Below are 12,918 nucleotides of genomic sequence, written 5' to 3'. Positions count from 1 at the left end.
CAAGACGATCGGCGCACCGCTGATCAACCGAGTACGCAGGAGGAACAGGCCCCAAGGCCTGACCAGCATGACCAGCCCCGTGCACTACGTCACCGTCACCGCCCCCGACGGCGAGGTCGTCGGATACGCCTGGGGCGATGCCACCGAGGTCGAGTGGATGCACCGGAAGGCCAGCAGCCCCAGTGCCTACAAGGCGGGGTTGGAGTGGTACACCAAGGTCCGTGAGGCTCACGAACGTGGCCTCACCCCCCTCGGCGTCCTCGGCCTGCTCAGCCACGAACCCGGTGTCGGTCCGGTCACCGAGGCGCCCGATGTCGCCGCGCTCGAAGAACTGGCCCGTGTCGTCACCCCGGCCGACGACCGGCGCCTGCTCGCGCAGCTCGACCGTGACGACGCGGAGGCGTGGCAGGAGCTCGCCGACGCCTTCGACGCGCTCACGGACGAGGACCGGGACGTGCAGTGGGGCGGGGGGACCAAGTCGCCGAGTGGTGCCATTCAGGTGCCGTTCCCTCTCTACAGCGAGGCGATCCAGCGTGCTGTTCGCGCCCTGCGCGGCGTCGGTGCCGTAACTCCCGAGTACCGGTGGAGGCACAGTCCGTTGCCCCAGGCTCCGCCGGAAGGAGGGCTACGGCCCGCCGACGCCATGCGCGCCGCCACCGCGGTCCTGAGCGCGGAGCGCATGAGCGACGGGGAGATCGCGGAGGCCCTGAAGAACGGCCTCCTGGACGCCGTAGCCACCTCGCTCCGCGCCTGGTACGCCGATCCGCCCGCAGAGGAGCAGCCCCAGACCGATCCGGGCCCCTCCACCGCCACGCGCCCTCAACCCGCTACGCACCCTCAACCCCCCGCCCCACCCATGTGCAGATTCTGCGGAGGTTCCCCCGCAGCAGACGTAACCTTCCGCGCCCACCGAGGCCTCGTCATCCTCATGGGCTTCAGGAAGACGGACGGCCCGATGTGCATGACCTGCGGGCTGGCCGTGCACCGGGCGTTGACGGCCCACACGCTCGCCTGGGGCTGGTGGAGCCCTCTCTCCCTGTTCGTCTTCGCCCCGTTGACGCTGGTCCGGAACCTCCTCGCCGTACGCAAGGTGAACAAGCTCCCAGCTCCGGGGCCGGGGACGCTCGGGCCGCGGTACGACCCCGGCCTGCCTGTTCACCGCCGCCCACGCGCTTACGTCGCGCTCGTCCCCGTCCTCTGGGTGCTCTTCATGATCGTGACGGGATTGTCGGGAGGGATGTGACAGAGCCCGGGAGACGGCCGTACCCCGGCTGTACGCGTGGCGCGTCCATGTCTTATGTTGCGGAAGCGAAGTAGGGGGGATCCGCATGCCGCAGGAGATGAGTCTCAGCGAGGTCGAGGCCGTGGCCCGTGCCGCGCACGCCGGGCAGACGGACAAGGCCGGACGGCCTTACGCCGAGCATCTGTCGGCCGTCGCGGAGGGCGTGCGTGCCCGGGGCGGCGGCGACGAACTCGTGGCCGCCGCCTGGCTGCACGACGCCCTGGAGGACGGCGTGCTCAGCGAGGAGTGGCTCGACGCCGCCGCGGTCCCGCAGCGCACCAAGGACGTCGTACGGGCCGTGACCAAGCGGCCGGACGAGGAGCCGGACGGGTACGCGCAACGGATCCTGGCCACCCCCGGCGCCCGGCTCGTCAAGGCGGCCGACCTCGCGCACAACGCCGACCCGGTCCGTCTCGCCGTACTCGACGAGCACACCGCCCGGCGGCTCACACAGAAGTACGCCGCCATGCGGCACCGCCTCGGCCTCGCCCCGGGCGACTGACCCCTCACGTACACACGTACATCACGTACACCCCCTACACAGGACGACTGAATGGCACGGGACTACGACAGCCAGCTGCTGGAGTCGGTGGCGGTGCGCCGGCGCCGGATGCGCGACGCGCTGCTGTTCGGCGCGCAGCGCGCCCGGCGGACGGTGGACGAGCGGTTCGGCAAGATGTTCGCGGGCATCGCGATCGCGGCCGTGCTGTGCGCCGGATGCATCGGCTGGTCCTTCCTCCAGGCCACCTTGGCGAAGCAGAAGGCCGAGGAGGACAAGCAGCAACAGGAGCAACAGCAGTTGTACGACCCGACCCCCAGCGCCTCGCCCAGCGGCGCCGACGGCCAGGGCGCGGAGAAGCAGTGAGCGCGGAAAAGCAGGAACGCGGAGAAGCAGTGAACACGGTGTGCATGGCCAGGCGTGCTCATGTCAGCGAACGCCGATGGCCGAAACGACGCGATGATAGGTTCCGGTGAGTGGTGAGCACAGCAACGACGTTCCGGACCCAGCTGAGCAGGGTCACTCTGATCGGTGAGCGGCGACGCGCCGACATCGTGCTGCCGTCGGACACTCCGATCGGCCAACTGCTCCCCGACATACTGCAGTTGCTCGACGACCGGGCCGCGTCCCGGCCGACCACCCGGCAGCTGATCACCTCCGACGGCTCCGCGCTGCCGCACGACGCGACCCTGTCGTCGGCGGAGGTCCCCGACGGCGCCGTACTGCGTCTCGTCCGCGCCCACGCCGCACCGCCGGCGCCGGTCGTGCACGACGTCACCGACCAGGTCGCCGACGACCTCGACCTGCGCGCCTGGCGCTGGCGTCCGGCCGTACGCCGTACCGCCGCCGGTGTGGCCACCATCGTGTTCGCCGTGACCGCGGCGCTGCTGGCCCGGCGCGAGTTCGCGCTGGAGTCGGTCGCCGCCGGACTCGCGGCCGTCACCGCGGTGTTCCTGGTCGCCGGTGCGGCGATCGCGAAGATCGGCGAGGGCAACCGGGCTCTGGCCACCGCGCTGTTGCTCGCCTCCGGCGGGCTCGGCCTGCTCACCGCGACGACCGCCGCCGACGCCTACGACTGGTCCGGGACGGCCCGGCTGGCCGGTGTCGCCGCCGCGCTGGTGCTCACGCTCGTGCTGCTCGCCTACTGTTCGCCGCTCGGCCGCGGCGGGCTGATCGGGGCCGGGGCGGTCGTCGGTGTGGCCGCCATGTGGGAGGCCGTCGCCCTCGTACAGGACCGGGCGGACCGGATCGGCGCCGTGATGGCCGTGGTCTCCGTCATCCTGCTCGGGCTGCTGCCGCGGTTCGCGCTGATGGCCTCGGGACTCACCGCGCTCGACGACAGGCGTTCCTCGGGCACCTCGGTGAGCCGGCACGAGGTCGCCAACGCCCTCGCCGCCACCCACCGCGGGCTGGCCCTCGCCACCGTCGTCACCGCCGCGTCGGCCGCCGCGGGCGGCTGGCTGCTGACCACCGCGAAGGAGCCGACCGTCTGGACGGTGTCCCTCGCCTCGCTCACCGCCGTCGTCCTGCTGTCGCGGGCGCGGGCCTTCCCGCTGGTCGCCGAGGTCGTGGCGCTGTTCGGGGCGGCCGCGCTGCTGGTCGTACGGCTCGCGGTGCTGTGGCTGGACCACGCGGGGGGTGCCGGCGCGCTCGTGCTGCTGGCCGCGGCGGCACTGCTGCCGTTGCTGGTTCTCGCCGTCGAGCCGCCGGAACACGTCCAGGTACGGCTGCGGCGGTTTGCCGACCTGATCGAGTCCCTCGGGGTGATCGGGCTGTTCCCGCTCGCCATCGGGGCGTTCGGCATCTACGGGCAACTGCTCAACAAGTTCTGAGGCTTCGAAGACCAGACGCCGCCGCGCCGTCGCTCCGGGCGGGCGACGAGGCGGCGGCGTAGCAGGAGAGAAGGGCGACATGCCGAGCGGGGACAACTGGCAGAGCGACGTGCTGCGCGACCTGAAGGGCGGCGCGGCCCAGCAGCGTGCCCCACAACCCGGCGCGCAGCCACAGCAGGCGGCGGGCCAGCAGCCGGAAGGGCAGCCGGGCGCGCAGAACATCCCGCCGCAGGGCCAGGGCCAGGGCCAGGCTCAGTCCCAGCCGCATGCTCAGTCCCAGCCGCAGGCCCAGCCTCAGCCGCAGGCCCAGCCTCAGCCGCAGGCGTACGGCTATCCGCAGCAGGCCGACCCCGCCGCCCAGCCCCGGCAGCCCTACGGCTACCCGCAGCAGGCAGCCCCTGCCCAGCCGCAGCAGCCGTACCGCTACCCGCAGCAGGGACACGGCGACCAGGCCGCCGCGTATCCGCAGCCGGGCTACCCCGCCCAGCCGCAGCAACCGCAGCAGGCGTACTCCCAGCCGCAGCCCCAGCAGGCTCACCCCCAGCCGCAGCCCCAGCAGGCCCCCGCCCCCCGCGCCCGCTCCCCCCGCGCCACCCCCGACTCCCGCCCGGTCGTGGACAAGAAGCTCGCCGCCGCCGGTCGCGGGCCGCGCCGCGGGGAACCGTTCAGCGCCCGCGCCCTGCGGGCCGTACGCCGTACCGTGTCCTCCTCGGCCGCGCGCGAGGTCGCCGAGACCACCGCCACCGCCGAGATACTGCAGCAGCCGGTCACCACCGGCCGGCAGATCGCGGTGACCTCCATCCGCGGCGGCTCCGGCAAGACGACGATCGCCGCCCTGCTCGGCACCACGTACGCCCACTACCGCCAGGACCCGACCCTCGTCATCGAGGCCGATCCGGCGCTCGGCTCGCTGCCGCTCAGGCTCGGCGCGGAGACGCTGCGCTGGACCACCGGCGACCTCGCCGACGTCGTCCAGCCACAGATGTCGCTCCTGGAGATCACCGGCTACCTGGTCCAACTGCCCGACAACGCCTGGCTGTTGCCCGGCAGTCAGGGGCAGGTCGGGGCCATGCTCGACACCAAGGCGTACGAGCGGGTCATGGTGTCGATGCGCCGCTACTTCGGGGTGACCGTCGTCGACTGCGAGACCATGCCCGCCGAGGTCGCCCGCACCGCGCTCTCCGCCGCCCAGGCCCGCATCCTCACCGTGCCCGCCACGCTGGAGGGCGTCGCCAGCACGCACGCCGTCCTGCAGTGGATGCGCGGGCTGCCCCGGGACATCACCACCTCGACCGTCGTCGTGCTCACCGAGACCGTCCCGCACACCGGCGTCGACGTAGAGAAGGCCGCCGAGCAGCTGAAGACGACCGGGGCGAGCGTGCGGATCCTGCCGTACGACCGGCATCTGGCGGCCGGCGGCACCATCCGCACCGACCTGCTCGCGCGGGACACCCGGGAGGCCGCCACGCGACTGGCCGCGGAGGTCTTCCAGCTCTCCCAGAAGAGCCGCTGAACCGTCCCCTGCACGAAGGGAACCTGCGGACAACCGAGGACAAGGACGATGAGCACCCGACTGATCCACCGGCCGGCCCGCACCACCCGGCCCCCGGCCTCCCCGGAGTCGCGCACCATAGAGGCGCCGCCCAACCTGCCCGACGGCAAGTCGGGTTCGATCGCGACCTCGCTGCTGCCCGTCGCCGGTGTGATGTCGTCGGTCGTGATGATGACCGTCGTGCGCAACAGCCAGTTCGCCGGGCTGGGCGCGATCATCCTCGTCGTCACGATCGTCGGCTCGATGGTCCTGCTCTTCTCCCAGCGGGGGAAGGCCCAGCGCACCCGCCGCACCCAGCGCGAGGCCTACCTCTCCTACCTGGAGGACACCCGCGAGGAGCTCTCCAAGGAGGAGCGGGAGCGGCGCGAGAGCACGGGGGTCCTCAACCCGCCGCCGGACGCGTTGTACGACATCGTGCGCGACCCCGCCCGGCTGTGGGAGCGGCGCCGGACGGACGCCGACTTCCTGCGGGTCCGAGTCGGCACCGGTGAGATGCCGGTGCGCGACCTGAAGGTGGGTCAGCAGACGTCCAACGTGCTGACCCCGCCCGACCAGTTCATGCTGAACGAGGCGTCCGCGCTGGTGTCCCGCTTCAGCATCGGCACCGAACTCCCGCTGACCGTCCCGCTCGACCGGGTCGGCAACATCACCGTCATCGGCAGCCGCGAGGACACCCTCCGCGTCGCCCGCGCGCTCATCGTGCAGGCCGCCGCCACCCACGCGCCCGACGACGTGGCCATGGCGCTCGCCGCGCCCGGCGACCGGATCGCCGACTGGGAGTGGGCCAAGTGGCTGCCGCACCTGCTCGACAGCGAGCAGTTCGACGGCCCCGTGGCCGCCCGCCGCATCGCGCCCTCGCTGCCCCAACTGGCCCGCCAGATCGGCCCCGAGCTGCGCCGCCGCGCCTCCTACGCGGCCGAGGTGCGCCGCGGTCTGTCCGGCAAGGACGCCCTCGGCATGACCTCCCGGCTGCTGGTCGTCGCCGACGGACACGGCGAGGACGCCGTCGACCTGCCGCGCCCCGACGACGCGGTCGGCCTGCGCGACATGAGCGTCACCGTCCTGCACCTGCTGGACCAGCGGATCCAGGAACCCGGCAGCGTGGGCGTGCGCATCACCGTCGACGGCGAGCGGGTCGTCATCGAGGACCTGCGCATGCCGGAGCCGATCAGCGCCCACGGCACCGTCGACGAGATCGGCATCCCCTTCGCCGAGGGACTCGCCCGGATGCTCGCCCCGCTCAGGCTGTCCGCCGAGTCGATGGTCGACGCCCCGCTCACCGGCCCGGTCGACTTCGCCGAACTGCTCGGCATCGACGACGTCGCGGGCCTCGACCTGAACCAGATGTGGGCGCCGCGCGGCGAACGCGCCTTCCTGCGCGTGCCCATCGGCATCAGCGACTCCCACGAGCCCGTACTGCTCGACCTGAAGGAGTCCTCCGAGCTGGGCATGGGCCCGCACGGCCTGTGTGTCGGCGCCACCGGGTCGGGCAAGTCGGAGCTGCTGCGCACCCTGGTCCTCGCCCTGGTCGCCACCCACCCGCCGGAGGACCTCTCCCTGGTCCTCGTCGACTACAAGGGCGGCGCCACCTTCGCCCCCTTCGCGGACCTCCCGCACGTCGCCGGCGTCATCACCAACCTGGAGAACCAGGCCGGCCTGGTCGAACGCGTCCACGCCTCGCTCGCCGGCGAGGTCAAGCGCCGCCAGCAGGTCCTCAAGAACGCGGGCAACGTCGCCGACATCGGTCACTACGCCGCCCTGCGCGCCGAGAAGCGCCCCGACCTGGATCCGCTGCCGCACTTGTTCGTGGTGATCGACGAGTTCGGCGAACTCCTCACCGCCAAGCCGGACTTCATCGACCTGTTCCTGTCGATCGGCCGCATCGGCCGCTCCATCGGCGTCCACCTGCTGCTGTCCAGCCAGCGCATCGAGGGCGGCAAGCTCAAGGGCCTGGACACCTACCTGTCGTACCGGCTCGGCCTGCGCACCTTCTCCGCCGACGAGTCCCGTACGGTCCTGGACACCACGGACGCCTTCCACCTGCCCCCGCTGCCCGGCTTCGGCTACCTCAAGGTCGACACCAGCCACTACGAGCGGTTCAAGGCCAGCTATGTCTCCGGCGCCTACAGCGGGCCCGTGCAGCGCGACGAGGAGGACACCGGTCCGCTGGCCCTGAAGTACGAGGCGTACAACACCCTCGGCGAGGACGGAAACAGCGCGTCCGAGGAGCCGAAGATGCGGCGCCGGGAGACCGGTCCCACCCAACTCGGCGTGCTCATCGACCAGTTGGAGAACGCCGGAGCCCGCCCGGTACGCCAGATCTGGCTGCCGCCGCTGCCCGCCGCCGTCCCCCTCGACAAGGTCGCGGGGCCCGTCGAAGTGGGCGCCCGCGGCATGCAGCTCGCCAAGCGACGCGGCCCCCTCCAGGTGCCGCTCGGCATCATCGACGACCCGACCAAGCAGCAGCAGGGCCAGTGGTACCTGGACCTCACGCTGTCCGGCGGCCACGCGGCGGTCATCGGCGGCCCGCAGTCCGGCAAGACCACCCTGCTGCGCTCCCTGGCCCTCTCCCTGGCCCTGACGCACACCCCGCAGGAAGTCGGCATCTACGGCCTCGACCTCGTCGGCGGCGGCCTCCAGGCCCTGTCCGGGCTGCCGCACGTCGGCGGGGTCGCCGGCCGCGCCGACCGCGAGCGCGCCGCCCGCACCATCGACTCCGTACGCGCCATGCTCGACCAGCGCGAGGAGCTCTTCCGCATCCACAACATCGACTCGCTGGAGCAGCTGCGCACCCTGCGCGCGGCCGGCCAGGTGCCCGAGCTGGCCTCCACCGAGATCGTGCTGCTCATCGACGGCTTCGGCGCCCTGCGCGACGACTTCGAGAACCTCGACGACGCCGTCATCGACATCCTCAAGCGCGGCGGCGGCTACGGCATCCACGTCGTCGCCGGCATGCTCCGCTGGAACGACGTGCGCATCGCCACCCAGTCGCAGTTCGGCACCCGCGTCGAGCTGCGCCTGAACGACCCGAGCGAGTCCAGCATCGAGCGCAAACTCGCCCAGACCCTCTCCCCGGAGGAGAAGGGCCGCGTCCTCACCGACGGCAAGCTGTTCGCCCAGGTCGCCCTGCCCCGTACCGACGGCCTCGCCGACACCGCCGATCTCGGCGCGGTCCTGGAGCGCACCGCCCGCCAGCTCCGCGCCACCTGGACCGGCGAGGTCGCCCAGCCGGTGCGCGTGCTGCCGCACGTCCTGGAGCCGGAGCTGCTGCCCGGCCCGCAGACCGAGCCGCGCCGCGTCCCGATCGGCCTCGACCAGACGCAGCTCGCGCCCGTCCTGCTCGACCTGTTCGAGCACGACCAGCACCTGATGATCATGGGCGACAGCGAGTGCGGCAAGACCAACCTGCTCAAGGCGATCAGCCAGGGCCTGATCGAGCGCTACGGCGACGACGAACTCGTCTTCGGCGTCTTCGACCCGCGGCGCGGCCTGCGCGGAGCCATCCCCGAGGAGTACCGCGGCGGCTACGCCTACAACGCCAAGCTCGCCGCCGGCCTCGCCGCGGGCATCGCCGGCGAACTGGAGAAGCGGCTGCCCGACGAGAGCGCCGACAGCGAGGACCTGGAACCGGGCAGCTTCTCCGGCCCCCGGATCGTGATCCTCGTCGACGACTACGACGTCCTCAGCACCGCCGGCCAGCAGCCGCTCGCGCCCTTCGTGCCGTACATCCCCTCGGCCGTCGACATCGGCCTGCACTTCATCCTCACCCGACGGGTCGCGGGCGCCTCCCGCGGCCTGTACGAGCCGATGCTGCAGGGCCTGCGCGAGTCCGGTTCCTCGGCGCTGGTGATGTCGGGCGACCGCAGCGAGGGCCAGCTCTTCCCCGGCGTGTACGCCAGCGCGCAGCCGCCCGGCCGTGGGGTGCTGGTCCGCAGGGGACAGCCGAGCCGGCTGATCCAGACCGTCTACACGGGGACCAGGTGAATCCATGACGAAGGACGTCGTCACCCTGACGAAGAAGATGCCCGACCCGCTGAGCGTGATCGCCGGGCTCCTCTCCGGAGGCCCGGACCAACTGGTGGGCACCGAGGGCGAGGGCGCGGTGGTGCAGCTCTGCGACCAGCAGGGCCGCCCGCTGGTCTCCGTGGAGGCGCCGCTGCTGGTGCAGGTCAGGGGCGAGGCCGAGCGGCTGCTCGGGGCGAGTGCGCCCGAGGTGCCGTACTGGTGGACCGAGGCCCGCGCCACCACCGGCGTCAAGGAGGCCGAGCAGCTCGCCGGCACCTTCGCCGCCCGGCTCGCCACCCTGGTCGGCGGCACCGCCTGGCCGCCCGAGGTCGCCTGGTCGCTGGCCGTGGTCAACACGGAGGGGATGAGCGCGGCGCCGGTCCCGGCCGCCGCCCAGCCCGCCGTGGACGTCCTCACCGACAAGGTCGCGGTCATCATCCAGGACCGCCCGGTGGTCGCGATGACCGCCTGGCTCTCGGACGCCTTCCGCGCCGCCGCGAACGCCGAGCTCGGCCTCCAGATCGTCACCCCCGCCGGCACCCGCCTCTCCCCGGCGGTCCGCGGCAGTCTGCCGGGCTGGCCCTCGCGCTGGGTGGTGCAGGACGAGCGGGATGGCTACTACGACGGCCTGTCCGGAGCCGTCCTGGAGTGGAACAACGGCTTGTTCGCCACCGTCGTGCCCCCGGACGCGACCCGGGAGGACCCGCGCACCCCGGTCGCCGCCACCTTCAAGGAGGGCCTCGCCGCGAAGGGCGACACCGGCGAACGCCAGCTGGCCATCTCCTTCCGCACGGTCCACCCGGCCGACGACCGCCTCGTCCTCGGTGGCGCCGCGGAAGCCGTATGGCGGGAGATCACCGGTGAACCACCGGCCGGCTGGGGCACCGAGGAACCCGCCAACCTCCCGTGGTCCCTGCGGCAGTTGACCGACGTGGCGTACGAACGCTCGCCCGCGCCGACCTGGCTGGTGGTCGTCGGCACCCCGGAGCGCCCGGGTATCGCGACCGTCCGCATCAGCCGCACCAAGGGCGGTGTGGAGGAGGACGTCACCATGGCGTTCGGCTACGGCCCCGGCGAGCAGCTGCCGACGGACGCCGTACAGGCCGCGGCCGAGGCCCTCGCCACCCGGCACGACCTGCAGTCCATGCTGGTCCAGATCCGCCGCGCCCGCCGGGACCTGTCCGTCCCGCCGCACTTCGAGGGCCCCGGCGTGCCGTTCGCGTTCGTCCTGGGCGCCGAGGAGGTCCGCCAGATGCCGGGCGACCGGGCCCGCCGCACGCCCCTCGCCGAGTCCCCGCGCGAACTGGGTCCGAAGACCCGCCCGGCCCTGTACTACCCGCTGCCGGGCGACCCGTCGGACCTGTCCGGCTGGCAGGACTTCGAGCGCCTGATGAGGCACCTGAAGGGCAGCTAGAACAGCCCGGAAACGACCGGGTCCCCGCTGCTCAGCAGTCGGGGACCCGGTCGTTTGTCGTCTCAGTCTCAGTCTCAGCCGGCCGAGACCTTCTCCTTCTCCTTCTCCTTCTCCTGTACGGGGGTCTGCTCGCGCTGCTCGCGGCCGCGGGCCACCTCGGCGGCGTCCCGCTTGAAGGCCCAGTCCATCGTCGGCTCCATCGCGAACCGGAAGACGCGGCGCACCGGCGCGGTGCACAGCAGCGTGACCGCGACGCCCGCGCAGACGCTCACGAAGATCTCACCGAGCGGCCGGTGCAGCCAGGCGTGGTCGAACCAGCCCCCGTAGTCGCCGCCCTTGACCAGGAAGCCGTGCAGCAGATAGCCGAACAGCGTGCCCGCGCCGAGCGAGGTGAACCACATCGTGCGGCCCGGCACCCAGGAGAAGAAGCAGGCGGTCAGCAGCAGCGAGCAGCCGAACAGGGCGAGGACCATGACCGGTCCGGTCCACCACGGCGCGCCCAACTGCTGTGCGGAGTCACGGTGGTAGAACCACCCGGTGTTCATGCGCGGCACCGACCACCAGGCGACGACCACCGCACAGGCGAACACCGGCACCGACAGGATCCGCACCGAGCGCCGCCGCACCAGCCGGAAGTGTTCGGGCTTCATCAGCAGGCCGAGCACGAAGAACGGCAGGAACTGCAGCACCCGCTGGAGGTCCAGGTCGTTGCCGATCTCCGGGGTGACGGACGCCAGCATGGCGATGCCGAGCGCCAGCGGCAGCGGCCACCGCACCAGCTTCCAGATCGGCGTGGTCAGCCGCCAGACGAACAACGCGACCAGGAACCAGGTCAGATACCAGGGATCCAGCAGGCTGATCGCCTGGTCCGGCTCACCGCCGGCATAGCGGTTGAAGAGGGTGTAGGCGGTCTCGAAGAGGACGTACGGCACGACGACGCCGGTGACCAGCCGCTGCAGCCGGTCGGCGCGCATGTCGAAACTGCGGGAGAAGAAGCCGGAGATGATGATGAACGCCGGCATGTGGAAGGCGTACACGAACGTGTACAGGCCCTCCAGGATCCGGCTGTCGCCCTTGATCGGCTCCCAGGAGTGGCCGATCGCCACCAGCACGATCGCCAGGAACTTGGCGTTGTCGAAGAACGCGTCGCGCTGTTTGCCGGGTTTGTCGCCGGACGGGGCAGGCTGGTTGCCCGCGGCGGCTCGGGAGTTCTGCGGCGAACGCGGACTCGGCACTCCGTCCGTCGACGGGTGTGCCGGGGGGAGAGGCGCGCGGTTCTGGCCGTGCGGGCGCAGCGACCTCGCTGCGCTTGCGGGGGACGAGGCGGCGTGGAACATCTGAGGCACCCTAGCCTCGGCTGTGGGTATTCGTAAAACCCTCCACGTCATTCCTGGTTAATTGCTGCGAGTACCCCGTTTTCCGGGAGTTGACCTCGTCGTCCACGTGATGACCAACACGCCGTCCGGGGATCAACGGTGTGCGCCACATGGGCCCTTCTTGTCGTAATTCATCCTGACTAAACAGGGCATAAGACGCCTTTGAGGGCCCACCTGGCAGGGCTGTTGGAGCGCGTGTGGCGGCAATTCGAATTACCTGCGAACACGTTGTGTGGACACGGAAACGAACTCGTTGAATTCCCTGTGTGGGTGCACGGTCGAATTACTGTGCGGACAGGCCGAGTCGGTCCGCCCGCACGCCCGGCCGCGGTCGGCCGCGGGCACGGAAGTAGCCAACGTTCAGTCACGCGCCGCATATGCGGGCCTCTTTGGTGGCACGATGGTTCTGGCGGGGGTGCGCGGGGTCGCGTCCCCGGGCCGGGAGAGCGGACCGACCAAGGGTGTGATCAGTTGTGGCCATTTCTCTGTCAGCGGTGCTGCTGTTGGCGATCATCCTGGTGGTGTTGATCCGGGGAGGTTCCCTGAAGGCCGGCCCAGCCGTCGTCGCGGTGCTCTTCGGCTTCTTCCTCGCCTCGACCGGCATGGCCGACGACATCCAGCGGTTCCTGAACTCGATAGCGGAGACCATCAACTCGATCCAGTTCTAGACCGCGCCCGCCCGGTCCGCCGCCGCCCGACCGCCGCAGACCTCACACGACACCCCCGGACGCACCCCCAGACAGCGCAAAGACCTCCGGCCCGATCCTCGAAGGACCGGGCCGGAGGCCTGTTGGAGCGGGCGACGGGAATCGAACCCGCGTAGCTAGTTTGGAAGACTAGTGCTCTACCATTGAGCTACGCCCGCACAGCACGAGCCGCAGGTCAGGTGACCGCGGCACTGAAGGCATCGTAGCGGGTCGTCCCCGTTCGTCGCACACCGCGTTTCCTGCCCGCCCCG

General features: G+C 71.6%; 9 protein-coding genes and 1 tRNA gene. 8 read left to right on the top strand and 2 right to left on the bottom strand.

What is annotated here, in order from left to right:
- Positions 1-67: 67 nt before the first annotated feature.
- From QFZ76_RS19005 to QFZ76_RS18975, 7 genes are all read left to right on the top strand, one after another.
- Positions 68-1,243, top strand: coding sequence for a DUF6508 domain-containing protein (locus QFZ76_RS19005; protein WP_307674856.1), 1,176 nt, complete (start codon positions 68-70; stop codon positions 1,241-1,243).
- Positions 1,244-1,340: 97 nt separating this feature from the next.
- Positions 1,341-1,784, top strand: coding sequence for a phosphohydrolase (locus QFZ76_RS19000; protein WP_373464321.1), 444 nt, complete (start codon positions 1,341-1,343; stop codon positions 1,782-1,784).
- A 51-nt stretch (positions 1,785-1,835) separates the two neighbouring features.
- A complete protein-coding gene (locus tag QFZ76_RS18995) occupies positions 1,836-2,147 on the top strand; it encodes a hypothetical protein (RefSeq protein WP_307674854.1) in 312 nt (103 codons plus the stop codon).
- Between the two features lie 110 nt (positions 2,148-2,257).
- Positions 2,258-3,613 carry a type VII secretion integral membrane protein EccD gene (gene eccD / locus QFZ76_RS18990; protein WP_307674853.1) on the top strand — a complete coding sequence of 452 codons (1,356 nt, stop codon included), beginning with the start codon at positions 2,258-2,260 and terminating at the stop codon, positions 3,611-3,613.
- A gap of 79 nt (positions 3,614-3,692) precedes the next feature.
- Positions 3,693-5,126, top strand: a complete 1,434-nt coding sequence (locus tag QFZ76_RS18985; protein WP_307674852.1) for a hypothetical protein — start codon at positions 3,693-3,695, stop codon at positions 5,124-5,126.
- 48 nt (positions 5,127-5,174) lie between these two features.
- Positions 5,175-9,149, top strand: coding sequence for a type VII secretion protein EccCa (gene eccCa / locus QFZ76_RS18980; RefSeq protein ID WP_307674851.1), 3,975 nt, complete (start codon positions 5,175-5,177; stop codon positions 9,147-9,149).
- A 4-nt stretch (positions 9,150-9,153) separates the two neighbouring features.
- Positions 9,154-10,584 (top strand): DUF6177 family protein, encoded by a 1,431-nt coding sequence (locus QFZ76_RS18975; protein WP_307674850.1) that lies wholly within the window; start codon positions 9,154-9,156, stop codon positions 10,582-10,584.
- Between the two features lie 74 nt (positions 10,585-10,658).
- On the opposite strand, the gene QFZ76_RS18970 is transcribed toward QFZ76_RS18975, so the two are convergent.
- The gene (locus QFZ76_RS18970; protein ID WP_373464320.1) at positions 10,659-11,819 is read right to left on the bottom strand and encodes an acyltransferase family protein; all 1,161 of its coding nucleotides are present in this window, start codon (positions 11,817-11,819) and stop codon (positions 10,659-10,661) included.
- 614 nt (positions 11,820-12,433) lie between these two features.
- Between QFZ76_RS18970 and QFZ76_RS18965 the strand changes: the two genes are divergently transcribed.
- Entirely contained in the window at positions 12,434-12,628 is a 195-nt protein-coding gene (locus QFZ76_RS18965) for a hypothetical protein (protein WP_307674848.1), read from the top strand.
- A gap of 123 nt (positions 12,629-12,751) precedes the next feature.
- Here the strand turns inward: QFZ76_RS18965 and QFZ76_RS18960 are convergent.
- Positions 12,752-12,825 (bottom strand) — tRNA-Gly (locus QFZ76_RS18960).
- Positions 12,826-12,918 lie beyond the last annotated feature (93 nt).

The organism is Streptomyces sp. V4I2, from assembly GCF_030817655.1.
Taxonomy (GTDB): Bacteria; Actinomycetota; Actinomycetes; order Streptomycetales; family Streptomycetaceae; genus Streptomyces; species Streptomyces plumbiresistens.
The sequence above is the reverse complement of the archived record's forward strand: the minus strand, read 5'-3'. Positions and strand labels throughout refer to the sequence as shown.

Coding starts and splice junctions, on each gene's coding strand:
- QFZ76_RS18975 (WP_307674850.1), top strand. CDS start 9,154: ATGACGAAGGACGTCGTCACCCTGACGAAGAAGATGCCCGACCCGCTG.
- QFZ76_RS19005 (WP_307674856.1), top strand. CDS start 68: ATGACCAGCCCCGTGCACTACGTCACCGTCACCGCCCCCGACGGCGAG.
- QFZ76_RS19000 (WP_373464321.1), top strand. CDS start 1,341: ATGAGTCTCAGCGAGGTCGAGGCCGTGGCCCGTGCCGCGCACGCCGGG.
- QFZ76_RS18995 (WP_307674854.1), top strand. CDS start 1,836: ATGGCACGGGACTACGACAGCCAGCTGCTGGAGTCGGTGGCGGTGCGC.
- QFZ76_RS18985 (WP_307674852.1), top strand. CDS start 3,693: ATGCCGAGCGGGGACAACTGGCAGAGCGACGTGCTGCGCGACCTGAAG.
- eccCa (WP_307674851.1), top strand. CDS start 5,175: ATGAGCACCCGACTGATCCACCGGCCGGCCCGCACCACCCGGCCCCCG.